Here is a 26,745-nt window from a genome sequence, read left to right as displayed (position 1 = left end):
GGATGAGTTATGAGTTCGTGGTGCTGCCCGCTGGCGCGGCAGCATCGCCGGGGGACGTACTTCCGTATTTTCGGTCGCGCCGCGGGCAACCCGCAGACGATCATCTCTACCAGACCGTCATTGCCGGACTGCACGGGTGGAACAGCCGAATTCCGGCCGCCGCCCCGCACGCCAGACTGCGCATCGAGGCGGCAGGAGATTCGGTACGGGTGACCGCGGCCGATAGTGTGGACCGCCGCAGAACGCGTGGCTCCGCCAAGGATTACGCGGCGCCGCACGTTCGCGAGCTCATCGAGGCTCTCATCACCGGTTTCGCGTACGAAATCTACGATGCGCGGGCCAACACCTTGACCAGCCCCGAAATCCGCCGCTTCGTCCTGGTGGATATCGGCGGTGAGCGCAAATACTCCTCCCTCACCCAACGCGATATCTTCGACTGGGTCCGCCAACTCCACCTCTTGGCCGCCACCCCCTTTCTGATCGCCGAAAAGCGCAGTGCCACAAAGAGTTTCATCCAGACCTACCGCAACTCCCCCACCGACTACACCCTCGAACTCCACCACCCGGTCCGCGACCAACGCCTCGGCGCCACGATGACCGACGGCGCGACCGTCGCCCAACTCATCTGGGATTGGGCCAGCGACGAGTGGAGCCGCCTCGACCAAGTCCCGTGGGAGCCGTTGGACTGAGCCACACTCCAAAGGCCAACATTCACTACATGATTCGAGCCGCGGCCACTCGGCGGTTGGCGTCCTTCGATCGGGTCCTCGGCGATGCCACGGATTCGTTCGCGGATCTCTGGAATTGGCTCTCCGCCGCCACTACACCGTGTCGTACAGTTGGCGCGCCCGCTGCAGATCAACCTTTTGACCGTCGTCAAGCTCGAGAAAGTAGTTGCACTGCCACTTCTGAGACCTCTTTGCTTGACTGTTCTTCGTCACGGACCACGGCGGATACACACGAAACCCACGCTTCCCGCCCCGACCATCCACTGAAACGATGCCGTGCGTGACCAATGCGGTCTTCGGGAACACGAACTGACCGAAATACGGCCCCTCCCGCACACTGATCACCAGTAGATCGATGCCGTCGATGCATGCGAACGGCTCCGTCGACCCATCCTCCGCACGCTTCCACACAGTGACGAACGCCCCCACTTTTGCAGGCGTCAGCTTGCCCACCCGGAACCTGACCGACCCGCGACCCACGCTGGAAACGAACGCCCCGTACTCAGCGTTGTCCGCCTCAGGAACTGGATCCGAAACCGTCAAACCGAGACGGTCGAACAGACGCCTCATCTCGACCACGTCAGGATGTACACCAGCAGAAACCAAACCAACTCCCCACCGAACAAGATGTCGCGTTCAAGGGAGTCTATGTGACGAGGGTGTCGCCATGTCCCGTTGCCTTTGCGTCGACGGGTCGATGTCGTTGCGGGCCACCGAGGGCCGGGCAGCGATGTGGCCGAGGCCATCGACCAGGTCGCATCGGGTATAGATGTAGTCGTTGCCGTGCGCAAACGCCGCGACCGCGTTGGAGCGCAACGTGTCCGACTCGGCCCACGACGGTTCCGGCATGGGACGACCATAGGGTCGCCCCCTCGTCCGGGAACCGATTATCTGTGGGACGCGCCTATGACGAATGGCCCGGCAACACGCACACCGCGTCCAAGCCGAGCACATGGTTGAGCCGTCCGAAGGCCAGCCACGATCCGATGCTCATGCTCAACTCGACGATCTCGGTCTGGCTATAGTGCGCCCGCATCCGGTCCCAGAACTCCTCGTCCAGATTGTGGTGATCGGTGGCGTAACGTTCGGCGTATTCGGCGGCCAGTCGGGTGCGGTCGTCGAACAACTCGGTGGTGCGCCAGTTGGTCACCGCGTCCGCGAACGCCGCTTCCACCTTCTCGCCGTCGCGCTCGGTGCGCCAATCCAGGCAGAAGATGCAGCCGTTGACCTGGGCGATCTTCAGTCGCGCCGCTTCGAATTCGCGCAGTCCGAGGGTCGAATGCGAGTAGACCGACAGCGAGAAGTTCGAGGCGGCCAGGCCGATTCCGGGTACCATCTCGCCCCAGACGTAGCCGATCGGGTCCTTGCCTTCGGGAATGTCGATGATCATGGGAGCTTCCTTCCGAGCTTGCCGACTGCGGGGCGCAGTGGGACATCGAGCGCGTCATAGAGTCCGGGTTCGGCGTCGACGAGCCAGTCGATGGCGTTCACCAGTCGGCCGACCGCGGTGGCATTGCCGCCCGCGGAACGGTTTCCGTCCTCGTCGGCAGCCTCGATGGTGATCTCGATGTGCGGATGGCCCTCGATGATCACGCGGTGCGCGCCCTCGCCGTCGGGTGGTGTCGGCCAGTCGGGTGCACAGGACGGATGGATCCGGGTGACGTGTTCGATGACGATGCGGGGTTCCCCCTCCACTATCCCCTGCACCTCGAATCGCACCGCGCCCTGTGTACCCGCTTCGAAATCACCCATCCGCTCGGTGCTGACGGTGGTATCGAGTGCGCGCCGGTCCAGGGTTTCGCGAATCTCGTCTAGTTCGACGCCGAGCGCCCGCGCCATCAACCGAATCTGCCCACCCCACACCATGGTCGGCACGCTCGGCGCCACCATCGGCGGCAGGTAGTCCATCGGCTGACCCATACCGACCAGATAGCGGACCGAATCGGGCTGGTCGTAAGTGGTGTAGTCGAAGATCTCCTGGCAGCGGATCGCATCGACCGTGCTGGCGAGTCCGCTCATCAGCAATGGCAGCACGTCATTGCCCCAGCCGGGATCGACGCCGGACACGAACAGCGATCCGCCGCCGAGTGCGATCGCGGCCAGCACCGGATCGCGCAATTCGGGTGGCGCGCTGGACGGATCGTAGAGCGCGTAGAGCGCGGGGGTGACGACCACGGCTCCGGCATCGATGGCCCGGAGGATGTCGGCGAGTGCGTCATCAGGGCGGATATCGCCCGAAGCCGCGTACACCACCGCCCGAGGCCCGGCCGCGAGGGCCGCCTCGATATCGGCACTCGCCGTCACGCCGAGGTGGTAGTCGAGCCCCGCGAGCGGCCCCGCGTCGCGGCCGACCTTATCGGGGTTGTGGACGAGTACGCCCGTGAGTTCCAGCGCCGGGTGGGCGTCGACGGCGCGGATGGCCGCACGGCCGACATTGCCGGTGCCCCAGACGATCGTGGGGATCATCGAGTGAGCGTAGCAAGCGCTTGGTTCGGTGACTGGGATTAGCGCAATTACGCAGTGCGGCTATGGAATTCGGGCGGTCACTTCCCGGCGTTATAGCGGACCAGATACTCGGCGAAGCGCCGGATGTCGATGTCTTCCCACGCCGTCAAACGATCGGCGAATTCCCGATGGCGACGTTGCTCTGCCGCCCCTGCGACCCGGCGCCCCTGCGCCGTCGGTCGCAGAATGTGGTTGCGGCGATTGTCCGGATCGACCTCCCTGGTCAGATATCCCAGTCGCTCCAGCGCGCCCACCTGCCGACTGACCGTGGATTTATCGAGGACGAAATGGTCGGCCACATCGGTCGCCTGACAGCCGTCGCGCTCGATGACCAGGTCCAGAATGCTGAATGCGACCAGCGACAACTCCGGATGCAGCTCCGAGGCGCGGCCGCGGGCGCGCCGGGCGAATGCGGTCAGTTCGCGCTGGATGGTGTGGATCGCCGTGGTGCGCGGTTCCGAGGTCATGGTTGCACTATACATCAGTTGTATGATACAACGCTTATGGTTGTATTTACCAACTATTAGGAGTTGACCCCGATGCGCTCGCACCAGCTACGGCATGTCGCCGGGCATCTGCTGACCCCACTGCTGATGTGCCTCGGCATGGCCCTGGCCTACCTGGGCGCGTTCCATCAGCCCGAGCCCAACCATCTGAAGGTGGCCGTGGTCGGCACATCCGCGCAGGACATGGTGCTGGCGCAGACCATGAAGGACAAGGCGGGCGACGCACTCGAGGTGGTCACACTGCCCACCCGTGCTGCCGCAACGGTGCAACTGCGTGAACGCACCCTCTCCGGCGCTTACGTTCCCGACGCCCAATATCCGGAACTGCTTGTCGCCAAGGCCAATTCCGACACCACGGCCATGGCGGTCGAACTGGTGTTCCGGCAGGTCGCCGGAGCCCGGGGCATGCCGATGACGGTCACCGATATCACCCCGACGGCCAGTGGCGATCCGACCGGGCAGGGCCTGTTCTTCCTGCTCGTCGCCCTGAGCATCGGTTCCTACGGCAGTGTTGCCGCGATCGGCGCGGCCGGCGCCGGACTGTCCATGCGGGTGCGTGCCGCGATCGGGCTGGGCACCTCACTCGTGGTCGGCATTATCGGAATCGCGGTGGCCGGACCCGTCTTCCATATCGTCGACCACGACTACGCGGCGATCTGGGCCATGGGCTGGCTGTACTCGGCGGGCATCATCGCCATCGGCATCGCGCTGCACACCTTCCTGAAGCGCTGGACCACCCTTGCGCTGATGGTGTTGTTCGTGATGCTCAACTTCACCACCTCCGGCGGCATCTACCGTCCCGAGTTGCAGAACGGTTTCTTCGGCTCGCTGCACGCGTTCTGGAACGGCGCGGGTTTCGTCGAGGGGGCGCGCAGCCTGTTGTACTTCGATGGCGGCGCAGGTTTCGCGAGTCGGATCGCCAGCCTGTTCGTGTGGGTGGCGGCCGGCGCGGTGTTGCTCGTGGTGGCCGCCAGATATGAGCGCCGCAACTCCCCCGCTCCGGCGGCTCCCGAGCGTGTGGCGCGATCGGTCGATGCCGAAGCGGAAATCGAAGAGGCGGTCGGCGTCTGACGCCTCGGGCATTCGAATCGCCCCACGGATTCCGCCCGATCCGTGGGGCGAATTCCCTGGTGCGGCCGCGGGGTTCGCGGCCGTGTTTGCGGTCGTGTCGCATCGCGGCCCAGCACCGGGTACGATGATCGCATCGCCGCTCTGGCACTCCAATTCCGCAAAACTTGGTTTATGTGTAACCGTGAGTTACACATAAGTTCTGGCCGGGCATGCCCTGCAGCTTCGCGTGGCGCGCAACATCCTCGAACGCGCACCCGAGTTGATAGACGCCCCCGTCACGTGCAAGATCGTAGCTGTGTCGCGTGGCGGCGCCGGGTGGACGGCGATCGGCATGGAGGCACCGTGATCGAGGAGTCCGCCGTGCGTCCACATTCACACTCGCACTGAGGTCGAGCCGGGCATCGAAGCCCCTGGGCATTTCCCAACATCTTCGCGGAGCCGCACAGCCGTGCGTCTTCCTTGATCGAGAGACGATCCATGGCAGTGCACCTCGACGTCAACCGGGCGCGCGCGCTCGGGCAGGAACTGGTGGCGGTCCACCACTGGCTCCGCACCGAACTCACCCGAATCCGTACGGACGTCACCGCTTACGCAGCGGGCTCCGATCTGCGGCCGATGCAACTTCGCGCCCACTGCACTGCATTCTGCGCAGCGCTGACCCGACACCACACCAGCGAAGACGCCGCGGGCTTCCCGGCGCTTGCCGCGCAGTTCCCGGAACTGGCACCGGTATTGACGCAACTGCGCGCGGACCACGAACTGGTCGCCGATATCCTGCGCAGGTCGACCGAACTGCTCGACTCGATCGGGCCGGACAATGCCGACACCGTGCGGCGTGAACTCGACGGCCTGGCCGCGATCCTGGAATCGCACTTCCGGTGGGAGGAACGCAGGCTCGTGCAGGCTTTCGACGAACTCGAAATGGGTACAAGAACAGGCGGGGAACTTCTCGGTGCCGAGGTCGGGTGAAGACAGCGCGTAGCGAACCGGTGCGAGGTGGTAGCCGGGCGACGGTGGGGCCGCGTACGGTCCTGTCGGGATCGAGCCGCCGACCGCATCCGAGACGAGTACGGTATTACCGGCCGGACCGCGTAGACAGGGGCGAGGAAGCATCGGTGGAAAGTCGGGGCGCGATATGAATCAACCGTATTCGCACTGGTATGCCCAGAATTCGCCGGAGAACCTACCGCTGGCCGCCCGCTACCGATCCGCCGATCCGATCACCTGGAACGGCAGTCTCGTCTACCCGATGTACACCGAGCAGGTCGGACCCGCGCCGATCCTGGTCACCATGACCCTGCTGTCCGCCGCGCCGCCCGCAGGGCTGCGCGGACAGGGAATCGGGCTATCGGTCATCGATGGGCACATCGGGATCGATGGCAGGCGCCTAGCCGGTGTCGACGTGTGGAGCGACGCCCTCGCCGCGGGCGTGAGCTTCGAAGTAATCCCCAGCGATCCGGGCTCACTGTTCTCCCTGACCCCAGTCTGGGTGGACGGCTACGGCGCGCAGAAATCCTGGACCGGCAACTACGGCATCCTCATCGAACAACCCCCGAGCGGCCGACTCGTGCTCTGGTGCAGTGTCGGCGAGGGCCCACCCAACTTCGCCAACCTCGTCCTCGAGGTCGACACCGCCAGCCTCCCCGCAGTCTCCGCCCCGACCCCGCCCGCCTTCGCTGCCCACATTCCGGCAAACCAACCGACGCGGCCCGCGGAATCCCCCGACGTACAGTCGAAGCCGCCGACCGCCCCACAGCGAACAGTCTCCGCCGAATCCGAGCAGCCTCGATTCCCAGGTGCGCAGCCGACACCCCCCGACCTCGAATTGGTGCGGTTCTCGGAGCCACAGCACTCGGCATCCGCTCGGCCGGACCTCCTGGCGGCGGAGCAAACCGCACCATTGCAGCCCGCCTTAGCGGAACCGCGACCGACAGCAGTTACGGGCACAGCGCAGGCACGGTCTCCGGAGATGCGGAAACCGGATTCCGGCCGCATCCAGCTCCCGGAGCCATCGCAATCCGAACCACCGCAATCGCAGATACAGCGGCCGGACGCGGATGGGGACCATGGATACAGCGGTGCCCTTTACGATCTCGGCGTCGCGATGTTCGGGCGCGGTGAGGAGGAGCAGGCCTGCGGGCTGTGGGCGCAGGCGGCCGATGCCGGGCACGCCGGAGCGGCCTACGACCTCGGGGTCGTGTTGTTCCGCCGCGGCGAGCTCGGCGATGCCGAACGATGGTGGCGCACTGCGGCCGACCGACGCGAATCACGCGCCATGGTCGGACTTGCCGAACTCCTCGAGCGGCAGGGCAATCATGCCGAGGCCAGGGCCTGGCGCGCCTACGCGGCCGAGGGCCAGGCCGGGGAACCTGGTCAATCGGTCAATTCTGGCTGAGCGCCAGCGGGATTCGATGCGGCAAGCTGTGCTCTGGCCGCCATCAGGGCGAAGCCGAGGAGATTCAGGCCGCGCCAGGCGGATGGAGTTTCGGCACGCGGGTCGTCGGCGGCAAGGCCGATTCCCCACACTCGGTCGACCGGGCTTGCCTCGACGAGCACTCGGTTTCCGGTGCCGAGTAGATAGCGCTTCAGTTCCTCGTGCTGACCGAACTTCGCCACATTTGCGGCCACCACGACCTCGAAACGGCGTGCGTCCCAGATGATCTCGTTGAATCCGCGCACGGTGCGGCCGCGCTGCGCCGCACCTATCCGACCCCGCAGGTCCGACAAGCCTGCGCCGAAGCCGGAATCGCCATCGACGAACCGGTCGGCCTGGTCTCCCCCGATCGCTGGCTCACCCGCTACCAGGCATTGAGCTGGCAAATCACTTGCCCAACTCCGCCGCCTTGCGGGGATCGGCGGGGATACGATGCGCAGATGGCGCATCCCGCTCCGCCGGTTCCGGGGGCGACGGTCGCTCCGGACCGCTCGCCGGGTGGTTCACGCGGCGTCGGGGTCGCCGAGGTCGTAGCGCGGTTCGCGGCGGCGTGGCGGGCGGCCGACACGCCCCCGGATCTGCCCGCCTACCTGCCGGACTCCCCCGCCATTCGCCGGGTATCGCTGATCGAGCTGATCAAGGTCGACCTGGCGAACCGGTGGATGCGCGGCACCGAACCGAAGCGTCTCGCCGAATACGTCGACGACCTGCCGGAATTGCGCACCTGGCCGCTACCGCCCGATCTCATCTACGAGGAGTTCCACATCCGCAGGCGCGCGGGCAGTTCGGTGGATGTCGAGGAGTACACCGCGGCCTATCCGGAACAGGCCGAGCAGCTCTCGCAGATGCTGGCGACCGACGACTACCGCAGCACCTTGCTGGCGATCTCCGCCGATCCGGTAGATCTGGACGAGATCGAGGTCGGTCAGCAGATCGACGATTTCGACCTGATGACCGGTCTGGGCCGTGGCGCGTTCGCACGGGTGTTCCTGGCCAGACAGCGTTCGATGCAGCGGCTCGTCGCGGTGAAGATCTCCCAGGACAAGGGCGCCGAACCACAGACACTGGCCCAGCTCGACCACGACTACATCGTGCGGGTCTTCGACCAGCGGGTCCTCGAGGGCCGCCGACTGCGGCTGCTGTACATGCAATACGTGCCGGGCGGGACCCTGTTCACCGTGCTCGAGCGCGTGCGCAGCACACCAGCAGCCGAGCGCAGCGGCGCACTCCTGCTCGACGTCATCGACTCCGTACTCGCCGACAAGGGTGAGATCCAGCCCAGCGAATCCGCGGTGCGCGCCGAATTGGCCGCCCTGTCCTGGCCGGAGACCATCGCCTGGCTCGGGCGCAGACTCGCTCAGGCACTGGACTACGCCGGACGCTCTGGGGTGCTGCACCGCGATATCAAACCGGCCAATGTGCTGCTGACCGCCGAGGGCATCCCCAAACTTGCCGATTTCAATATCAGCTTCAGCGGCAATGTCTCCGGTGACAGCCCGGTCGCCTACTTCGGCGGCTCCCTGGCCTATATGTCACCGGAGCAGCTGGCGGCCGTGCATCCAGACAAGTCGACGACGGCCGCCGACCTCGACACCCGCAGCGATCTCTATGCACTGGCGGTAATGCTGTGGGAATTGCTCACCGGCAGTAAGCCTTTCGATGACAAGACGGCGACCGGCGGTGACCGCACCGCACTCGACGACATGCTGGACCGCCGCTCGAGCAGCCCGCAATCGCTGCCCTACCAGGACCTTCCGGCCGACTGCCCGGCCGCGCTGCGCCGCGCGCTGGTCCGCGCCCTCGATCCGGATCCCGATCGGCGCTGGGCGCGCGGAGCGGATATGGCCCAGCAATTCGATGTCTGCCTCGATGCGCGCGCCCGTGACCTGGTCGACCCGCCGCCGCGTAGTTGGCGACTGCGTGCCCGACTGCTCATGCATCCCATCATGGCGCTGGCCATCGGCGTTCCCAACGCATTGGCAATCCTGTACAGCTACAATCACAATCGCACACTGATCATTGCCAAACTCGATGAGAAGGCACAGCACCGCTTCGATCAGATCGCCGTCACCGCCTATGGCATCTGTTTTCTCATCGGGTTCATCGTCACCAATGTGCTGGTGGTGAATCTGTGGTCCATTTCGCGCGGACTACGCAAGGGCAAGTCCTACGACGCACCAACGCTGTCGCGAGCCCGCAGCGATACGTTGCAACTCGGTCGCCGAAATGTGTTGACCTGCTTCGCATTATGGGTACTGGCCGGCGTCGTCGTGCCGGTTTCGGTGCAGGTCTCGGGCAATCACCTCACCACCGAGGCCTATGTGCACTTCTTCATCACCCAGATCGTATGCGGTGCGATCGCCATGGCCTATCCGTATTTCCTGGTCAGTTTCTATGCCGTGCGCAGCATCTACCCGATGTTCCTGCCGCACGGCGGACTCGGCGCGGACGATGACGCACAACTGCGCCGACTCGACCGCAGCAGCACCTATTTCCTCGCCATCGCCGCCGCCGTACCGCTGCTCGGGGTTGCGGGTGCGACATTCATTCCCGCCGCGGATATTCCGGCGGTCATTGTCGCGCTGCGCGTACTCTGTGTCGGCAGCGCGCTGGCCTTCATCGCCATCTACTGGTTGTTCCGTATGCTCGAACAGGATCTTGCCGCGCTGGAACGGATTGTCGCCGAACGCGTCGTCGCCCGCTGAGCATGATCTACGGCTGACACTCGATGCATTTTCGCGGTCTGCGCAACCGAATGCGCATGCGGGCAACCTGTTCGGGCCGAACCGCGCGAAGCAGCCGCGCGCCGCACACGGGTCGGCACCATCGCTGATGCCCGAATGACGTACGGCGCGCGACGAACTACACCGGAGTGAAGTCCCTACTGGCGATGTAGGTCGGGCGTGGCGCCGGAGCCGCGAACGGCTCCACCAACGTGTTCTCCACGCTGTTGAACACCAGGAAGATATTCGAGCGCGGGAACGGGGTGATGTTGTTCGACGAGCCGTGCATGATATTCGAATCGAACAGCAGCGCCGACCCGGCGTGACCGGTGAACTGGGTGATCCCGTAGCGGTTCGCCAACGACGCGATATCGGTGTGGGTGGGCACGCCGATCTCCTGTTCCCGCAACGACTCCCGAAAATGTTCGGCCGGGGTGCTGCCGGTGCACGGCACGAAGGTGCGGTGCGAACCGGGCATCACCATCAGACTGCCGTTGATCGGGTAGTTGTTGGTCAGGGCGATCGAGAGGCTGACCGCGCGCGGCGCCGGCATACCGTCCTCGGCGTGCCAGGTCTCGAAATCCGAATGCCAGTAGAAGCCGGTGCCGCGGAAGCCGGGCATGTAGTTGACTCGGCTCTGGTGGATGTAGACCTCGGAGCCGAGCACCTGCCTGGCCAATCCGGCGACCCGGGATTCGCGCACCAGATCGGCGATCGCGCCGCTGAGCCGATGAACCTCGAAGACCGAACGCACCCGGTTCGAGGACTTCTCCACGATCACCCGGTCGTCACCGCGCAGCTCCGGATCACCGGCGAGACGATCGATTTCCGCGCTGAAATCGTCCACCTCGGTGAGGGTCAAGAGCTGCTCGACGATGCCGAACCCATTGGCGTCGAAGGACGTCAGCTCCTCGGAATCGACCGCACTCCATACGGTCGGATCGGCACGGTCCTGATGCTGGCCCGCCGCTGCGAGCCGGGTCGGGTAGCGATCGTCGGTGTGCACCAACGTCATTGCGCCTCCTATCGGCTGACTTGGGCCGCGACGAGCGGGTAGACACCGTCGCTGTCGTGGACCTCCTGCCCGGTGACCGGCGGGTTGAACACACACATCATCCGCATCTCGGTACGCGCCTGCAGGCGGTGACGTTCGTGTTCGTCCAATAGATACATCGAGCCGGGCGCCAATTCGTAGGTCACGCCGTTGTCCAGATCCGTCAGTGTGCCTTCGCCTTCGATGAGCCAAACCGCCTCCACGTGATAGCGGTAGTGGAACTCGTGCACGGTCCCGGCCTCGATGGTGGTCTCGTGGAAGGAGAATCCGACGCCGTCACCACCCAGCACGATGCGTTTACTGCGCCAACCATGGCCTTCGACATCGCGGTCGGTGCCGGTGATCTCCGCGGTGCTGCGCACGATCATCTCAGCGCTCCTGTCCGCAGACGGTGCCGATGGCGCCGGTCAGCACCCGCAGACCGTGCTCGACCTCGTCATCGCTGACGGTCAACGGCGGCAACAACTTCACCACCTCGTCCAGCGAACCGGAGGTCTCGACCAGCAGCCCGCGCTCGAAGGCGACCTGGCAGACCTTGCCGGCCTGCGAGGGATCGTCGAAGACCACGCCGTGCACCAGTCCGCGACCCCGCGTCGAAATACCGGGGAAGTACTCGGCAGCCTGGGTCAGCGCCGCACCGATGCGCTGCCCCTTCGCCTCGGTCGAGGCCTGCAGCGCACCATTGGACCAGAAGTGTTCCAGCGCCGTCTGTGCCGTGATGAAGGCCGGGTTGTTGCCGCGGAAGGTGCCATTGTGCTCGCCCGGCGCCCACTGATCGAGTTCCGGTTTGAACAGCACCAGCGCCATCGGCAACCCGTATCCGCCGATGGACTTCGACAGCGTCACGATATCGGGGGTGATGCCAGCGATCTCGAAGGAGAAGAACGGCCCGGTCCGGCCACAGCCCATCTGTACATCGTCGACGATCAGCAGAATGCCACGCGCCGTGCACAATTCGGCCAGATGCCGCAGCCACTCTGGTCGTGCTATGTTGACGCCGCCCTCACCCTGGACCGTCTCCACGATCACCGCGGCAGGCCGGTCGAAACCGGATGAGGAGTCGTCGAGGACCCGCTCCATCCACTGGAAATCGGCGGTGGTGTTGTCGAAGTAGCCGTCGTAAGGCATATGCGCGGCATGAACCAGCGGCACACCTGCGCCCGCACGCTTGGCGGCATTGCCGGTCACCGACAGCGCGCCGAGCGACATGCCGTGAAAAGCGTTGGTGAAGCTGATGATCGTCTCGCGCCCGGTGACCTTACGAGCCAGCTTCAACGCGGCCTCAACGGCATTGGCGCCGGTCGGTCCCGGAAACTGGACCTTGTAATCCAGGCCGCGCGGCGCGAAGACGGTGTCACGCAACGTTTCCAGCAGTCGCCGCTTGGCCACGGTCGACATATCGAGGCCGTGGGTGATCCCGTCACCGGCGATGTACTCCAGCAGCGGCTTCTTGAGCACCGGATTGTTGTGGCCGTAGTTCAACGCCCCCGCACCGGCGAAGAAGTCGAGGTATTCCTTGCCGTCCTCGGCGCGCAACCAGGTGCCCGACGCGGTGGTGAACACCGTCGGCCAGGCCCGGCAGTACCCGCGGACATTGGATTCCAGTTCCTCGAAAATGGTCGTCTCGGCGGTAATCAACGGCGATCCTCCTGCTTGCGGGCGGTGGGGGCGATCAGATAGAGGTCCTCGGCAGCGTGGCTGTCCGGGAAGAGTTCGGGATCGAACAAGGGCTGCTTGGTCATGCGCGCCGCCCGGCGACGCGCGACCGAGGTGAACATGGCGACCGAGGCCGGATTGTCCGGTGCGATCGTCGTCTCCAGCGCCGAAACACCGGCGGCGGCGACGGTGTCGAGCAGCGTGTTCAGCAGTGCGGCACCGAGTCCGCGGCCCTGCTGTTCGCGCTCGACCGCGACCTGCCATACGAAGAGGGTCTCCGGCGCCTCGGGGCGCAGGTAGCCGATCACGAATCCGACAACCCGACCGCCCACTTCGGCGACCACCGAGGTGCTGGCGAAATCGCGACACCACAGCAGGTAGGCGTAGCTGGAGTTGGTGTCGAGGACCCGCGAATCCTTGGCAATACGCCAGATCTGGGCCGCATCGCCGACTCGTGGCGGGCGCAGCACCGGCTGCGTGTGCGGCGCCGAAATCGGTACGGCCGATGGGTATTCGGTGATCGTCGGGTCGATCGTTGTGGATAGAGCATGCAGTGACATACATCTCCCTTGTCGGGTCTGCAGTACTTATCCAGGCTTGCGGAGCAACTTTGAGGTGAACTGGTCGATCTCTTTGCGGTTGTGTTACGAAAAGATCACAACTGCAGGCTGTGTCACATTTTTAGTGCGTTTCAACGCTGGAGATCGAGGCGATACCCAAGTCCGCGCACGGTAACCACGATGTGCGGATCGGAGGCATCGCGCTCGATCTTGGTGCGCAGGCGGCGCATATGCACGTCGACGATCCGCTCGTCGCCGAAAAAGCCGTCGTCCCACACTCTTTCGAGCAATACCGAGCGACTGAGCACCCGGCCCGGCGACTCCGCGAGTTCGCAGAGCAATTTGAATTCGGTAATGGTGAGCCGGATTTCGTCCTCACCGCGGCGCACCGCGCCGCCGTCGCGATCCAGCACCAGCGGTGCGTCCGGATGTGCGTCGAGCACGGCCTCCCTCGGCACCTCCCGCTCCATGGTGAGGCGGGCGCGGCGGCGCAGCGCACGCATGCGGGCAGAGATCTCCTTGATCTCGAACGGCTTGGTGACATAGTCGTCGGCGCCCGCCTCGAGCGCGGCCACCACATCGTGGGTGTCGTCGCGGGAGCTGACCACAATGATCGGCACGTCGTGTTCGCGCCGGATCTCCCGGATGCAGTCGAAGCCGTCCATATCGCCGAGCATCAGCTCGACGATCATCACATCGGGGGCGTCATTGCTGCGCAGATAGGTCAGCGCGTCCTCGGCCTCATGTGCCTCGGCAACGTCGTACCCCTCATCCTCCATGGCCGAGCGCAGCGCGCCCCGGACCACTTCGTCGTCGTCAACGATCATCAGGTTTGCGGTCAAGCCCTCATCCCTTGCAGCCACGCGGACGCGACGCGACGCGGAGACTCGCGTACCCATAACCGACGCGACAGTCCGCCTTCGAGCACCTTTGCCAACTCTGGAAGTACCCGTACCAGCCATTCGGTAAACGGCAGGTCACGAGCAGTCGGTTGGCGTCCGGCTACTCCACCCTGGGGGCGCGCACCCGTTTTGCGCAAATTGACTGTGTTCTACGCCACATCTAGGTGGGCTTACCGATCATCGCGATGGGACTGTTCCAGCCGGTTGAAGTTGCTCGGCCCGCCGTCGGCCCGGCGCTCCTGATAGCGGAAGGTCAGCCGGCGCGCGTCGAAGGTGGCGAACCATTCGTCCCAGCCCACCGCGCGCAGCACCGCGCCGCCGTATCCGGGAAAGTCGAAACGCAACACGCCGAGGCGACCGTCGTATTCACTGCCGGGCATGGTGGCCGGGCGCGCACCTCGCTGCTCGGCCCAGCGCCGGATCACATCATGATTGCGGGTGACGAGAATGCGACCCGCCTGCTGCGAGCTCTCGGCGCGCACGATCGACTCCGGCGGTTTCTTCAGCGAACTCGAAGCCCCCGGTCCCGCGTACGGATCTCGGGTGCCCGGTCGTCGCTGATCGTTCATGACGACCTCCTTGCGCGTCGGCATCATTCGTCCGGTTACCTGACGCGTACCCGTACGTAACCTCGGGCAAACAGTGGATCCGGTCACAGCGAAACACATTGGGCGACAACATATTCCCGACCAGGTCAATCGCGCAGCGCTTGATCGCGCAGCTTGCCGAGCGTTCTGGACAGTATCCGGGAGACATGCATCTGCGAAACACCGAGCTGCTCGGCGATCTGAGACTGGGTCTTGGCCTCGAAAAAACGCATGACCAGCACCTGATGTTCCCGCTCGGGCAGTTCCTCGATCAGCGGACGGACGGCCAGATAGTCCTCCACGTACTGGTAGCTGGGCTCGTCGTTGCCGAGGCTGTCCAGCAGGGGCAGGGGCGCGTTGTCGATGTCATCGCCCGCCACCGCGTCGATGGAGCTGGACTGGTAGGCGTTGCCCGCGATGAGCGCCTGGGTGACCTCGACGAGATCAACCGACAGCTCCGCGGCGATCTCGCGGGCCTTGGGCAATCGGCCGAGCCGCTGCGCCATCGCCTCGATGGTGGGGCCGATGCTGAGCTGGATCTCCTTGGTGCGTCGCGGCACGCGCACCGCCCAGGTGTTATCCCGGAAATGCCTGCGCACCTCGCCCATGATGGTCGGCACCGCGAACGACAAGAACGAGGAACCGCGCGTCACATCGAATCTATCCGCGGCTTGAACCAGCCCCAAACGGGCCACCTGCAAGAGATCGTCGAAGTTCTCGCCGCGCCCGGAGAACTTGCGCGCAATATGCTCGGCCAGCGGCAGACACCGGCCGATCAGCTCCTCCCGCAACGCTTCTCGACGGGGATCGGCCGGATCGAGGGCGGCGATCTTCTCGAACAGTGGCTCGATATTGTCGTAGCTGTCGCGGTGCGACCTCGACTCAGCCGCCATCGGTGCCTCGCGCCCAGCTGAAGTCGACGACCGTCGGATAGCCGGAGACCGCGCTGTCGAACGGCTCCTGCACCGCCGCAATCGACTGCGTCAGCGTGCGCACGATATGCCAGCCGAATCCAGCCTGACCGACCACCGAGTCCGACACCGCCACCGATGCGACGTGCACGAACATCTCGTTGTCGTTGTAGGTGAATTCGCAGTCCAACGTGGAACCCGGCGCCGCGTCCAGGATCAGCGAGGTGGCCACCTCATCGAGCGCGAGCCGGATATCGACCACTTCATCGATCGCGAAATCCGCGATCAGCGCGACGGTTTCGGCGAGCGCGCGCAGCATGGTGAGCTGCTCGAGCTCCGCGGGTACGCTAACCCCGATCGTCGTCGTCCGCTTCGCCGAGGTCTGGGAAGTCCACTCCCCCATGCCCATCACCACCTATTCCTCCGAGCCGACCGGAACCTGCCTTCGGGCCGGTGACCATTCGCGACGTACCCGGCCGATCACGATCGAAACATCGCAATCGGCGGACAATCGAATCAGTCGGCCCCGATCCGTTCATGCGCAGTCAACAGCACATGGTCGAACTTCGTGCGCAGATCGGATATCGAATGAGTGAGCGAGCTCAGATCGGCGACCAACCGCGTGGCCAGCGTCCGCAGCTTGATATTGGTCTCCTGAGAGCGCCAGCTCAGCACCCGGAATGCCTGGTCGGCGCTGAGACCGTAGACCAGCATCAGCGCGCCCTTCGCCTGCTCGATCACGGCCCGGGCCTCGTACAGTTCGGGCAGCGCGTCGTCCAGGGTCTGCTGCTGACGCTCCTCGAGCGCGGCGGTGAGGTCGATGTAGTACCCGGAGGTGCCGATCACCGCATCCGTCTCGTCGAGCATCTGATCGGCGACCACGATCACATGGTGTACGTGGCCCGCGGTATCGATGATCCGGTGCCGGCTCGAGAACGGCCGTGCGGTCTCGATGGATTTGGCCAAGGTATCGGCCACCTGCGCGCGATCCTCGGGATGTTTGTGCGAAAGCAGCAGTTCGGTCGTCGGTACCACTGTTCCCGGCTCGTATCCGTGCAGCAGAGCGACCTCGTCGGACCACTCCCACCGCTGATCGGCGAACCAGAAGCGGAAGGTGCCGACACGCTGTGGCTTACCCATGCCGATAACCCGGCCCAACGCTTGCGCATCCTGGGGTGAAGCCGATCGACTCTCTCTCACAGCGCCAGTATGGAGTGCGCCGAGGCCCAATGGCGGATATCGGCCAGACCAGGGACTTAAGGCACTTCAGGTGTCGAGCGCGGCGCGCATCGTTGGAAAATCGCAACACACGGCGCGTACGCCGGTGACGGTGAGCACCCGGTCGACCTCGCGGCGACCCGCCACAATCCGCACGTTCGGACCGCCGTGTGAGGCCCGATGGGTGATCGCACCGATCGTCGCCGCGGCCCGGATGCTCAGGAATCTGGTGGCACGCAGGTCCAAGACGACAGCATGGCAGCGGGTGGTCACCGCCCGTTCGAGCATGGCGCGGAATTCTGGGAGTGCGGCCGCATCGAGTTCGCCCTCGGCGCGGATGACCACACACTGTTTACGGCGATCGATCCGTTGTGCCCAGAACCGACTCCGCGGCCGTAAGCCGGCGCGGTACTTACCGTCGGATCGGTACTGAAGAATGGCGGACATATCGAACCTCCCAGAGGGATGCCCGGCCCTGCGCAACAGGATCGGACGGCGGGAGGGGCGGTGACCCGGCTTGTTCGTTGTGCCGCGTCGGTGGTCGCCATAGTGCGTCAGGTGTCGCTACGCCAGCTCCCGCTGGCCGGTCCCGCACCGTGCGTGTCGCGTGTCGGACCGGGTCGGCTGTAGTCTCAACCTGTCCCTAGTCTGGCACGGCGACTTGTCCTGATTCAACCATCCGCTCGGTCGCCGACACCGCGCCAGCGCCACGGTGCGAGCACCCAGGCCGTCGCGAACAGCGCTGCGACCACTACCCCCGACACCACCCCCGCGACCGGCCCCGCGACGGTGTCCATCACCAGAATCGTCGCACCGGTCAGCGCGAGTCCGAGCAGCGCGATCCCGGCCATGGCGCAGCGATGCGCCGCAGCGACGACATTGCCCAGCCGATGTCGCCGGAACAGGATCCGATGCCATGACACCGGTGCGACCAGGAATACCGTCGCCCCCATCGCCGCGGCCACGGTGGCCAGATAGACCAGCCGCATCGGCTGCGACAACGTAGCGAATCCAGCCTGGAACGGGAGCAGCAACAGCGATCCGATGAGGAATTGCACACCCGTCTGCACCACCCGCAACTCCTGGATCAGGCTGGCCCAATTGCGGTCCAGCCGTTGGGTTTCGGTCTCCTGCCTGGCTTGGTGGTCCCAGTTCTGATCACCGGCGGTCACAGGTGGCGCATACCCGCGTCGCGCGGGCATACACACGGCGATCTTCCATTGCCGCGGAAGTAGCCGCGGCCGCCGCGCTTGCGAGCGGTTGCAGAGAGGCCGAAAAGGCGATCAGCAAGAGCGATACTCCGTGTAGTGAATTCGTCGCGCAGGAAAGGGACAAACAGTGCATCAGTCGACAGGCGCAGAGAAATGGGTTGCCGGATATACGTCCGGCAACCCATTTCTCTTGTTACGGGCAGCAATTATCGAGAACTACCGACCCTGCTGGTGAGCGCGCTGGCGTTGTTCCTGTAGCTCGGCTTCGGCACGCTCCTTCTCAGCGGCCGCTTCCTTTTTGGCCGCTGCACGCTGTGATTCCGCCTTTTCCTGCTGGGACCTGCCTTCGTCCCGCAGATCGTCGTTTCCGAAGACCGCGCCAGCCGCTTCCTTGACCTTGCCCTTGGCGCCTTCGACGACGCCTTCGAGCCCTTCGCGGGGACTGCTCTTGTGCTCGGACACGATATCTACCTCCGAAATATCGGTTATCAGGTGGACACTGGCCGCATACCCGGGATCGGCCCGTTGAATCGAAATTCCGAATTTTCGTGGCAGATTCGCCCAATGCGCAGGGCAAGTTCTTGCGTAGCACTATCGCTACCAGAACCGAATCCCGCCGTTCCGGCTAGCGTCATTCGTGTGGTCAGTCGACCAAGTTCGGTTCGACCCCGGACGCCGCCCGCGGCCCGATATCCCTGCGAGGAACAATGACCGATGCGCTGCTACTGGCATCCGGTGCGGGGCGACAGCTGCAGACCATGACGCTGAAGGCCGGTGCCGAGCGCTCCGATGTCTGGTCGACCTTCGAGGCCGAGGTGCCACCGGGTTCGCTATCGGTGCGCACTGGCGCGGCCACGCCGAGGAGGTGACCGCCGACAATGAAGTGCCGGAACGCATCTCCGCGCACCTGCGCCGACTGCGGGAACCGCTGTGCGAGCGCCTGCGTGACAGTCGACTGCCCAGCGGCTCGGATGCCGGTGATCAGGTAGACGGCCGATTCCATACCTACCATGATCGCAGCGCGGCGCCACCGTTCCGAAAACGCGCTCACGTCGCGGACTCGGGCTGTAACGTGTTCTAAATCCGCGCGCCGGGTGGGGTTGACCAATTGGTAGTGCGGGCGTCTCACGTGCTGTTCGGAGGGGCTGGATGCCACGACTGTCGATGCTGGGTGCGGTTGCGGCCCTGGTTGTTTCGTGCACAATGATCGGCTCGCCCGCGCGGGCCGGGGTATTCACCTGGACCGATATCGAACAGTCCGCCGTGCCGAAGGCGGAGTGCGGCGCGGGGTCGTTGCCGGAGACAGGTTTGCAGGGCGATGTTCCGGCGGCGGATCGGGCCAGCGGGCGCAGCACCGAGGGGTATCGGTGCAACCTCTCGTTCGTCGGCGGGTTGCAGCAGCAGGGCGGCGGGATTCTCTCGCCGACCTACGACCATTGCTCGTACACGGGCACGTTCTTCCCCGGGAACCTGCTCGATGGGGCGGCGCCGGGCGTACACGTCCTGGACGTCTCGGATCCGGCCGACCCGGTGCACACCGCGACGCTGAACGAGCCCGCGATGCTGGGCGGCACGTGGGAGTCCCTGAAAGTGAATTCCGCGCGGAAGCTGTTGGCCGCGACCGCCGTTCCGATCACCACTGGCACCGCATACTTCTCGATCTACGACATATCCGACTGCGCCCATCCGGTACTGCTCAACCCCGGTCCCGGCACCGATCTGACAATGCCGTTGCCATTTCTGTCGCACGAGGGTGGTTTCTCCCCCGACGGCAATACCTACTGGGCCTCCAGCACCAGCCCAGGGCTGCTCACCGCGATCGACGTCAGCAATCCGGCGAATCCGCACGTTATCTGGAACGGGCTGCAGTCGTTGACCGCACACGGTTTCGGTATCAGCCCGGACGGCAACACCATGTACTTCTCCATCCAGAACGGGATGAATATCCTCGATATCAGTGCGATCCAGCGCCGGGATCCCTATCCGGTGGTTCCGCAGATCGCGACGTATCACTGGGCCGACGGGTACTTCAACCAGCAGTCCGTTCCGGTCACCTACGATGGCAGGCCGTATATCTTCACCGGCGACGAAGCCGGTTCCGGCGGTGTGAAATTGATCGACGTCGCCGATCCGGCCGATGCCAGGAAGGTCGCGACGATCAAACTCGAGATCAATATGCCCGCGCACCTCGGCGACCACGCCCAATCGGCGACCGGCAACGGAATCTTCTCCTACGACGCACACTATTGCGTCGCCGATCGGCCCGCGGATCCGACCGCACTGGCCTGCAGTTGGATCGCCTCGGGCATCCGTGTCTTCGATGTGCGCGATCCCGGCGATATCCGGGAGATCGCCTACTACAACCCGCCGGCGCAGACGGGAAAGCAAGGGCAGCTGCTGAATTCGGTGCACGCCGATACGTCGATCATCGGCGCTCCGGTCTGGAATTACGTCCCATTGGCCCGCGAGTTGGTCAACGGCAAACTCGATCCGACCACCATATTCGGCCCGCGCTCGGGCATGATGTTCGGCGGCGATATCAGCTCGGATTGGTGCCTGTCGCCGCCGATGTTCCATGGTGATCAGATCTGGACCACCTGCACCGACAATGGTTTCATGGCGCTGCGGCTGGATAGCGGAATCTACACACCGCCTGCCGATCAGGAGTCGACCATTGGCTCGTGAACGCCTGCGATTGGCGGCGGTGGCTGCGATTTTCCTGATAGTCGGTGCAGCGGGCGGTTTTTGGGCACATCGACCGGTCGATGCCGGGCGTACCGGCCCGCTCTCGACCGTGGATATCGGCTTCGCCCAGGACATGTCGGTCCACCATGAGCAGGCGGTGCTGCTCGCTCGAACCCTGCCCGCCGACGCGGGGCCGCTGATTCGCGGCGTAGCGGAGCGGATCGTGTTGGCGCAGACCGCCGAAATCGCCCAGCTGCGCGGCTGGCTGCAACTGTTCGATCTACCGCTGAGCACGGATCAGCCGATGCACCGGATGGGTCACGAGCACACCGGACACGGCGCACCCATGCCAGGTTCGGCGTCTACTTCCGAGATCACCCGACTAGCCGGGATGCACGGCACAGAGGCCGAAGTCCTGTTCCTACAGTTGATGATTCGCCATCACCGTGGCGGTGTGGAGATGGCGCAGACCGCCTTCAATACCGGCTCCGCCCCGGCGGTCACCCGGACGGCGCTGGAGATGGTCAACGAGCAGGGTAACGAAATCGGCCAGATGACAGCACTATTGACCGCCCGGCAAGGCCAACCCCTGCCGTTCCCCTGATGTATCAGCTCGCCCGGTGTATCGGGTGCAGCCGCGACAGTGCGCGCACCGCGTCGGCGCGCGAGATCAACTGATCGCCGTCGAGTTCGGCGATGGCCGCCTCCATCCACTCGCGGATCAGCGTCGACATGCCGATGCCTCGAGCATCGGCGAGCTGTTTGACCCGGGTGTGCAGTTCCAGCGGCATGCGGATGGAACTGGTCACCACGATGTCGTCACCGGGGGCGAGCGGCGGCGGCGCCTTATCCGGCGGGACCGATTCATTGCTGAAGGTCAGCCGATCCATGAACGCCGTCACTTCGTCCGGGGTGGACGGGAACTCCTTCTCGCTCATCACCGGTTCTCCTGTTCCCACTCCTCGAACATTGTCAGTTCGTCGGCACGCATTTCGCGGGCGCCGATGATCAGCCAGGTCCATTGGTCCTGCCGGCGCGTCGCCACGATCAACGGCCGCCCGGCACCGGTGCGCCCCCAGACCGACAACACCGTGACGTTCCCGTCATCGGCGATCCGCGGCCACCGCCTGGTGCCTTCGAGGACTTGGCGTACCTCCCGGGGTCCGATGCCGATCAGGTGCGCGAACGCCCAGTCCGGCCACTCGAACCCCATGAACACATACTACGCGCATAGTAACCGACCGATTGGTCGCTATTCACTATTCTTAACATATAGGATTTTTCCTACCTATGTTCGAGATCATGAACATGGCTCACGCCAAGGTCGTCACCGGGGGTCGAGGAGTAAATCCGCCCGATCCGGCGCTAAGGATTTACGGCAGATAGCGGCACACTATCTGCCCTCTGGCCCGTATTTCATCTGATGAATGATTCTCCGTGTCAACGTTTTTGGGTTCTGAGCTGGGAGTATTCGACGATTGCGGACTTGCGGTGACGTTCCGGAATGTGTCATGGCCAGGGCTGTGATCAGACGCTTTTCTGTGGGCCCTGATCATCTGATGAACGAATCGTTCGGCAGATGTTGGGTGGTTGGTGGCGGGATCGCGGAGGTTGGAGGTCGCCGGGGCGGCTCATCGGGTCGTGGCGGCCGGGGTGCTGTTGCTGCGTCCGGACGTGCAGGTGTGAGAGGCGATGGTGGAAGCGTGGCGGCAGCAGTTGAGCCGGAACCTGGCCTTCGGCACCGTCGATGCACGGTTGGATCTGCTATGACGCGATCAGGTGTTCCTGCAGATCGCCGAGGAAGAGCTGCCGATGCCCGAACCCTTGGGCAGTCTCATCACCGATGAGGATTCTGAGCATGGGAGGCCGAGTAGCGCAGAGGTGGTTCGGTGTCGAAGTCAGGTGGCGAGGTCGCCGAGTGGCGATGGCGACCTCAGAGTTGACGTCGGTCCTGTCCGATGGGCTACGGTGTGAGGCGATGACTACCGGGACGGCGATGCGCCACACACGGATTGGTTACCCGGTGCTGTTCTGAGCGCAGCGCGGGCCGGTGTTGGCCCGCTTTTCGATCGAGTTTCCTGCGTTGCGCGGGCTCCGCCTTCGTCGTGTTGATCACAGGACATCAACCACGACAGAAGGATTCAACGATGACTGCAACGCACGGTATTTCGGTAGACGTGCAGACACCCGATGGTGTCGCCGACGCATACGTCGCCTCCCCCGACGATGGCGCCGCCCATCCAGGAGTGCTGGTGATTCAGGACGGCTTCGGACTGCGGCCCAGCCTGCGGTCGCTGGCCGATCGTATTGCCGCCCACGGCTACACCGTCCTGCTTCCGAACGCCTATTACCGGCACGGGCGGTCGCCGGTGATCGAGCTGCCGGACTTCATCGACCCGGCGCAGCGGCCGGAGATCTTCCAGCAGGTCTTCCCGATGATCCGCGAGCTGACACCGGAGCTCCTGCGTTCCGATGCCGGCGCTTACCTCGAGTGGCTGGCAGCGTCGCCGCAGGTCTCCGAGGGGAAGGTCGGCCTCACCGGCTACTGCATGGGGGCGCGGCTGGCGGTGCTGGTCGCCGCCATGTTCCCCGATCGGGTCTCGGCGGTGGCCGGATTCCATGGCGGACCGCTCGTCACCGACACCCCGGACAGTCCGCACCTGACCGTCGGAAACATCACCGCGGAGCTGTATTTCGCCCACGCCGGCGTCGATCACCACATGACTCCGGAACACATCGCCCAGTTCGACAAGGCACTTGACGCCGCCGGCGTCCGCTACCGCACCGAGGTCTACGAAGGGGCCCAACACGGCTACACCCAGGCCGACACCTCCGCCCACGACCTCGAAGCTGCCGAACGGCACTACCGCGAACTGCTGGCCCTGTTCGACCGCAATCTGCGCCAGTAGCTGAGGAAACCCAACCCGGATCCGGAGTCCGACCACGCACGTCGGCCACAAGCCAGCAGCCGGTCATGCACTCCCTGCAACACTCGCAGTCCACTGGACATGTGGTGACGTGAAAGCGGCGACAGCGGAACAGGCAAGAAATAGCAAAGAGCACAACACGTTTCGTGATGCCTCGGGACGCTTCCCGAGGCATCACTGTGTTAGCGCCGGATGCCGGCCGGTTGCACCACTACTCCCAACTGCGCCGCCATGCGAGCCCGGCCAGCGCCCGCAAATCCGTGACTCCCGGAGGGATACGAGCACATCAAATATGGGATGGCACCACCAATAGACTGCGAATCGTCCTGGCGCGACGGTACGTTCGCGAGGGGGCGGCTCGGGAAACTATCTGCGGTAGCGCGGGAGACGGTCGAGATGGGCGCGGTGCGGACACCGGGCGAGTTTTGACATCCTTGGAGGTGTCCGGGCTGGGCTTCGCCGCCCGGGCCAGGGGATTGAAACCGGCTTGCCGGCTAGGCTTCCGGCATGAGCACGGCGCAGTCCGACAACCTTCCCGGTCGACAGGACAGGCGGCGATTCCGGTCACAGCTCGCCTGGTACCTGTTGCTCGCCTGCGCGGTTGCGTCTTGCCTGGGCGCACTCGTCCGGGCAAGCGCCCCAGACGGCGCCGAGTCGTTGCTGTTGCGATTCTTTTTGATCAGCGCGTCGTTCGGGTTGTTCTGCGTGATCATCGGCTACCTGACCCGGGTAGTCGTAACCCGGCGGCTTCGGGTACCCGAGCTGAGTCCCTTGCTTGCGCCGGCGCTGGTGGTGGCGTCCACGGTGGCTGCGTGGAGCGCAGACCTACCGATCGCTGTGCGCTGGCAGTTCTCAGCGCACAGCTTCGATGACGCCGCACAGCAGGTGCGCAACGGTGTCGATCCGCGGACGTTCGAAGGTCACCAGCTCGGGCTCTACCGCATCGACAGTGCGGACGGCTACGCCTGGGGTATCTACTTCAGGACCAGCCCCATGACGGGCAACTGCTCGAGCGGGGGCGGAGGGTTTGCCCAGCTCACCGGCGCCTCTCCCGCGTCTGACGCATTCCATCACCTGAATGGTGACTGGCATTGGTTCTGCCTCGACAGTGCTGGAGGGGAAGTGACAGTGCCAGACCACCCCATCGGGGGATGGCGCTAGTGTGTCGCGCCTGAAATTCAGTCTTTAAGTTAGTAGCCTGTTTTTGTGCCGCATCGTGGACCTTCTGCTGTTGAGATCACCTTGTCCGCCAACGAGCGTGCCGAGTTGGTGTGCAGGTCGGAGTCGCCGGATCGGCGTGAGGCCGAGCGGGCCCGGATCGTGCTGGCGTGTGCTGATGGCATGTCGAATGCTGGTGCGGCCCGGCAGATCGGTGTCGCGGTGGTGACGGTGGCGAGATGGCGGCGCAAGTTCGCCGACAAGAGGTTGGATGGGCTGTTGGACCGGGGTCGCGAGGGGCGACCGAAGGCGGAGTTGATGTTGACCGATGCCGAACGCGTGCAACTGATTTCGTGGGCGCGCCGGGCCAAGACGGCCCAGTATCTGGCAATGCGGGCGAAGATCGTGCTGGCTTGCGCCGAGGGGGCGACGAACAGGCAAGTCGCGGCCGACCTCGGTGTGGACGAAAAGACCGTGGTCCGCTGGCGGGCTCGTTTCATCACCGACCGCTTGGACGGGTTGTCCGACGAGCCACGGCCGGGCCGGCCGCCGTCGATCCTGCTCGACCAGGTCGAAGACGTGGTCATCACGACTTTGGAGTCGACCCCGGGCAAGGACACCCACTGGTCACGGGCGTCGATGGCCGAACGCAGCGGGCTGTCGAAGTCGACGATCGGGCGGATCTGGAAACGCTTCGATCTCAAGCCGCATCTGCAGGACTCGTTCAAGCTGTCCACCGACCCGCTGTTCGTGGAGAAAGTAGTCGATGTCGTTGGGCTCTACCACAATCCGCCCGAGAAGGCTGTTGTGCTCTGCGTCGACGAGAAGAGTCAGATCCAGGCCCTGGACCGCTCCCAGCCGGTGCTGCCGATGATGCCGGGCACGCCCGAGCGCTGCACCCACGACTACCTGCGCCACGGCATCACCAGCCTGTTCGCCGCGTTCAACATCACCGACGGTAGCGTCATCGGCGAACTGCACCGCCGCCACCGCGCGCGAGAGTTCAAGAAATTCCTGATCACCATCGACAAGGCCGTTCCAGTCGAACTCGACGTGCACTTGGTCTGCGACAACTACGCCACCCACAACACCGCCGAGGTCAAGGCATGGCTGGCTCGCCACCCTCGCTTCCACATCCACTTCACCCCAACCGGATCCAGCTGGCTCAACCAGGTCGAACGCTGGTTCGGCCTACTCACCGACAAACTCATCCGCCGCGGCGTCCACACCTCGGTCAAAGCCCTCGAAGACGACATCAAAGACTGGATCGACACCTGGAACGACAACCCGCGCCCGTTCACCTGGACGAAAACAGCCGACGAGATCCTCAAATCTCTCGCCGACTACCTCGCGAAAATCAACCCCACCACATCAACACAATCAACTCGATAACTTAAGGGCAGAATTTCTGGCGCACGACACTAGCTAACGAGTCCCAGGACACGGTGACGGTTACGGCTGGCTTTCCGGCCGATCGGCTTACACCGTTTGGTTTGTGCCTCTTCGATTCGGCATCCCGAGTCGATCCTCTTCATGGATCGGTCGGCGTCGACAACCAGTGTGGCCCCAGCCACTGGGCAACGCCTGCTCACTCGTCGTCGCGGGCGTCAGGATCGCGTAACTTCCGGTGGGTGCCACTGGGATCCGGCCGGTGACCGATCTGGCCGCGCACTTCGAGATGACGCGGTCGAGCTTCTCCGAACATCTGCGGGTGCTGCGGGAGGCCGGACTGGTCAGCGAGAACAAGGTCGGGCGGCGGCGGCTGTATCGACTCGAGGCGGCCCCGCTGTACGAGATCCAGGAATGGCTGTACCCGTTCGAGCGGTTCTGGCGCGAGAAGCTGGCCGGGCTGCGTTCCCTGCTGGACACCACGGCGGAGCACTGAACGACCTGACCATTCACGTGGACC

At 64.6% G+C, this 26,745-nt stretch carries 32 protein-coding genes; 11 read left to right on the top strand and 21 right to left on the bottom strand.

Features of this window, described 5'->3' with window-relative positions; genetic code table 11:
• Positions 1–2 precede the first annotated feature (2 nt).
• Positions 3–689: a hypothetical protein gene (locus ACQP1G_RS23795; RefSeq protein WP_433191766.1), complete on the top strand. Its 687-nt coding sequence runs from the start codon at positions 3–5 to the stop codon at positions 687–689.
• Positions 690–821: 132 nt separating this feature from the next.
• Here the strand turns inward: ACQP1G_RS23795 and ACQP1G_RS23790 are convergent, their stop codons facing one another.
• From ACQP1G_RS23790 to ACQP1G_RS23770, 5 genes are all read right to left on the bottom strand, one after another.
• Positions 822–1,334, bottom strand: a complete 513-nt coding sequence (locus ACQP1G_RS23790) for a MepB family protein (protein ID WP_433191765.1) — start codon at positions 1,332–1,334, stop codon at positions 822–824.
• 30 nt (positions 1,335–1,364) lie between these two features.
• Positions 1,365–1,577, bottom strand: a complete 213-nt coding sequence (locus tag ACQP1G_RS23785) for a hypothetical protein (RefSeq protein WP_433191764.1) — start codon at positions 1,575–1,577, stop codon at positions 1,365–1,367.
• Between the two features lie 55 nt (positions 1,578–1,632).
• Positions 1,633–2,118 (bottom strand): carboxymuconolactone decarboxylase family protein, encoded by a 486-nt coding sequence (locus tag ACQP1G_RS23780; protein WP_433191763.1) that lies wholly within the window; start codon positions 2,116–2,118, stop codon positions 1,633–1,635.
• The gene (locus ACQP1G_RS23775; RefSeq protein ID WP_433191762.1) at positions 2,115–3,194 is read right to left on the bottom strand and encodes an NAD(P)H-dependent amine dehydrogenase family protein; all 1,080 of its coding nucleotides are present in this window, start codon (positions 3,192–3,194) and stop codon (positions 2,115–2,117) included. The genes ACQP1G_RS23780 and ACQP1G_RS23775 overlap by 4 nt, the downstream gene beginning before the upstream one ends.
• A 77-nt stretch (positions 3,195–3,271) precedes the next feature.
• Entirely contained in the window at positions 3,272–3,700 is a 429-nt protein-coding gene (locus tag ACQP1G_RS23770) for a MarR family winged helix-turn-helix transcriptional regulator (protein ID WP_433191761.1), read from the bottom strand.
• Between the two features lie 72 nt (positions 3,701–3,772).
• Between ACQP1G_RS23770 and ACQP1G_RS23765 the strand changes: the two genes are divergently transcribed.
• The 3 genes from ACQP1G_RS23765 to ACQP1G_RS23755 all read left to right on the top strand — a co-directional run bounded on the left by ACQP1G_RS23765 (position 3,773) and on the right by ACQP1G_RS23755 (position 7,205).
• Positions 3,773–4,810, top strand: a complete 1,038-nt coding sequence (locus ACQP1G_RS23765; protein WP_433191760.1) for a hypothetical protein — start codon at positions 3,773–3,775, stop codon at positions 4,808–4,810.
• A gap of 477 nt (positions 4,811–5,287) precedes the next feature.
• Complete coding sequence (locus ACQP1G_RS23760; protein WP_433191759.1) at positions 5,288–5,779, top strand: hemerythrin domain-containing protein; 492 nt, start codon at positions 5,288–5,290, stop codon at positions 5,777–5,779.
• A gap of 166 nt (positions 5,780–5,945) precedes the next feature.
• Positions 5,946–7,205, top strand: a complete 1,260-nt coding sequence (locus ACQP1G_RS23755; protein WP_433191758.1) for a hypothetical protein — start codon at positions 5,946–5,948, stop codon at positions 7,203–7,205.
• On the opposite strand, the gene ACQP1G_RS23750 is transcribed toward ACQP1G_RS23755, so the two are convergent.
• Positions 7,184–7,630: an NADAR family protein gene (locus ACQP1G_RS23750; RefSeq protein ID WP_433191757.1), complete on the bottom strand. Its 447-nt coding sequence runs from the start codon at positions 7,628–7,630 to the stop codon at positions 7,184–7,186. The two genes, ACQP1G_RS23755 and ACQP1G_RS23750, sit on opposite strands and share 22 nt — an antisense overlap.
• 54 nt (positions 7,631–7,684) lie before the next feature.
• On the opposite strand from ACQP1G_RS23750, the gene ACQP1G_RS23745 reads away from it, so the two are divergent.
• Positions 7,685–9,949 (top strand): serine/threonine-protein kinase, encoded by a 2,265-nt coding sequence (locus ACQP1G_RS23745; RefSeq protein WP_433191755.1) that lies wholly within the window; start codon positions 7,685–7,687, stop codon positions 9,947–9,949.
• A 157-nt stretch (positions 9,950–10,106) separates the two neighbouring features.
• On the opposite strand, the gene thpD is transcribed toward ACQP1G_RS23745, so the two are convergent.
• From thpD to ACQP1G_RS23680, 13 genes are all read right to left on the bottom strand, one after another.
• Positions 10,107–10,982, bottom strand: a complete 876-nt coding sequence (thpD, locus tag ACQP1G_RS23740) for an ectoine hydroxylase (protein ID WP_433191754.1) — start codon at positions 10,980–10,982, stop codon at positions 10,107–10,109.
• Positions 10,983–10,990: 8 nt separating this feature from the next.
• Positions 10,991–11,389: an ectoine synthase gene (locus ACQP1G_RS23735; RefSeq protein ID WP_433191753.1), complete on the bottom strand. Its 399-nt coding sequence runs from the start codon at positions 11,387–11,389 to the stop codon at positions 10,991–10,993.
• A gap of 1 nt (position 11,390) precedes the next feature.
• On the bottom strand, positions 11,391–12,659 hold the full coding sequence (ectB, locus tag ACQP1G_RS23730) for a diaminobutyrate--2-oxoglutarate transaminase (RefSeq protein ID WP_433191752.1): 1,269 nt from the start codon (positions 12,657–12,659) through the stop codon (positions 11,391–11,393).
• A complete protein-coding gene (gene ectA, locus ACQP1G_RS23725) occupies positions 12,656–13,237 on the bottom strand; it encodes a diaminobutyrate acetyltransferase (protein WP_433191751.1) in 582 nt (193 codons plus the stop codon). Before ectA ends, ectB begins: the two co-directional genes overlap by 4 nt.
• 131 nt (positions 13,238–13,368) lie before the next feature.
• Positions 13,369–14,079: a response regulator gene (locus tag ACQP1G_RS23720; protein ID WP_433191750.1), complete on the bottom strand. Its 711-nt coding sequence runs from the start codon at positions 14,077–14,079 to the stop codon at positions 13,369–13,371.
• Between the two features lie 230 nt (positions 14,080–14,309).
• Positions 14,310–14,708, bottom strand: a complete 399-nt coding sequence (locus ACQP1G_RS23715; protein ID WP_433191749.1) for a hypothetical protein — start codon at positions 14,706–14,708, stop codon at positions 14,310–14,312.
• Between the two features lie 125 nt (positions 14,709–14,833).
• Entirely contained in the window at positions 14,834–15,619 is a 786-nt protein-coding gene (locus ACQP1G_RS23710; protein ID WP_433191748.1) for an RNA polymerase sigma factor SigF, read from the bottom strand.
• On the bottom strand, positions 15,609–16,040 hold the full coding sequence (locus ACQP1G_RS23705; RefSeq protein WP_433191747.1) for an ATP-binding protein: 432 nt from the start codon (positions 16,038–16,040) through the stop codon (positions 15,609–15,611). Before ACQP1G_RS23705 ends, ACQP1G_RS23710 begins: the two co-directional genes overlap by 11 nt.
• 113 nt (positions 16,041–16,153) lie before the next feature.
• Positions 16,154–16,777, bottom strand: a complete 624-nt coding sequence (locus tag ACQP1G_RS23700) for a PAS and ANTAR domain-containing protein (protein ID WP_433208746.1) — start codon at positions 16,775–16,777, stop codon at positions 16,154–16,156.
• Positions 16,778–16,903: 126 nt separating this feature from the next.
• On the bottom strand, positions 16,904–17,302 hold the full coding sequence (locus tag ACQP1G_RS23695; protein WP_433191745.1) for an STAS domain-containing protein: 399 nt from the start codon (positions 17,300–17,302) through the stop codon (positions 16,904–16,906).
• A gap of 224 nt (positions 17,303–17,526) precedes the next feature.
• Positions 17,527–18,027, bottom strand: a complete 501-nt coding sequence (locus tag ACQP1G_RS23690; protein WP_433191744.1) for a DUF6328 family protein — start codon at positions 18,025–18,027, stop codon at positions 17,527–17,529.
• Positions 18,028–18,282: 255 nt separating this feature from the next.
• Positions 18,283–18,528: a microaggregate-binding protein 1 gene (gene mbp1, locus ACQP1G_RS23685; RefSeq protein ID WP_433191743.1), complete on the bottom strand. Its 246-nt coding sequence runs from the start codon at positions 18,526–18,528 to the stop codon at positions 18,283–18,285.
• Between the two features lie 181 nt (positions 18,529–18,709).
• Positions 18,710–19,069 (bottom strand): hypothetical protein, encoded by a 360-nt coding sequence (locus ACQP1G_RS23680; protein WP_433191742.1) that lies wholly within the window; start codon positions 19,067–19,069, stop codon positions 18,710–18,712.
• A 200-nt stretch (positions 19,070–19,269) separates the two neighbouring features.
• Between ACQP1G_RS23680 and ACQP1G_RS23675 the strand changes: the two genes are divergently transcribed.
• Entirely contained in the window at positions 19,270–20,751 is a 1,482-nt protein-coding gene (locus ACQP1G_RS23675) for an LVIVD repeat-containing protein (RefSeq protein WP_433208743.1), read from the top strand.
• Positions 20,741–21,355 carry a DUF305 domain-containing protein gene (locus ACQP1G_RS23670; protein WP_433191741.1) on the top strand — a complete coding sequence of 205 codons (615 nt, stop codon included), beginning with the start codon at positions 20,741–20,743 and terminating at the stop codon, positions 21,353–21,355. The genes ACQP1G_RS23675 and ACQP1G_RS23670 overlap by 11 nt, the downstream gene beginning before the upstream one ends.
• Positions 21,356–21,359: 4 nt before the next feature.
• Here ACQP1G_RS23670 and ACQP1G_RS23665 read toward each other — a convergent pair whose 3' ends face one another.
• Positions 21,360–21,689 (bottom strand): hypothetical protein, encoded by a 330-nt coding sequence (locus tag ACQP1G_RS23665; protein WP_433191740.1) that lies wholly within the window; start codon positions 21,687–21,689, stop codon positions 21,360–21,362.
• Positions 21,689–21,964 (bottom strand): hypothetical protein, encoded by a 276-nt coding sequence (locus ACQP1G_RS23660; protein ID WP_433191739.1) that lies wholly within the window; start codon positions 21,962–21,964, stop codon positions 21,689–21,691. The genes ACQP1G_RS23665 and ACQP1G_RS23660 overlap by 1 nt, the downstream gene beginning before the upstream one ends.
• A gap of 934 nt (positions 21,965–22,898) precedes the next feature.
• On the opposite strand from ACQP1G_RS23660, the gene ACQP1G_RS23655 reads away from it, so the two are divergent.
• The 4 genes from ACQP1G_RS23655 (at position 22,899) to ACQP1G_RS23640 (ending at position 26,721) form a co-directional block, all read left to right on the top strand.
• Positions 22,899–23,660 (top strand): dienelactone hydrolase family protein, encoded by a 762-nt coding sequence (locus ACQP1G_RS23655; RefSeq protein ID WP_433191738.1) that lies wholly within the window; start codon positions 22,899–22,901, stop codon positions 23,658–23,660.
• Positions 23,661–24,185: 525 nt separating this feature from the next.
• On the top strand, positions 24,186–24,839 hold the full coding sequence (locus ACQP1G_RS23650; protein WP_433191737.1) for a hypothetical protein: 654 nt from the start codon (positions 24,186–24,188) through the stop codon (positions 24,837–24,839).
• Positions 24,840–24,920: 81 nt separating this feature from the next.
• Entirely contained in the window at positions 24,921–26,228 is a 1,308-nt protein-coding gene (locus ACQP1G_RS23645) for an IS630 family transposase (RefSeq protein ID WP_433191736.1), read from the top strand.
• Between the two features lie 259 nt (positions 26,229–26,487).
• A complete protein-coding gene (locus ACQP1G_RS23640) occupies positions 26,488–26,721 on the top strand; it encodes an ArsR/SmtB family transcription factor (RefSeq protein ID WP_433191735.1) in 234 nt (77 codons plus the stop codon).
• The last annotated feature ends 24 nt before the right edge of the window (positions 26,722–26,745 follow it).

Origin of the sequence: Nocardia sp. CA-107356 (assembly GCF_050946365.1) — a bacterium.
GTDB lineage: Bacteria > Actinomycetota > Actinomycetes > Mycobacteriales > Mycobacteriaceae > Nocardia.
The sequence above is the reverse complement of the archived record's forward strand: the minus strand, read 5'-3'. Positions and strand labels throughout refer to the sequence as shown.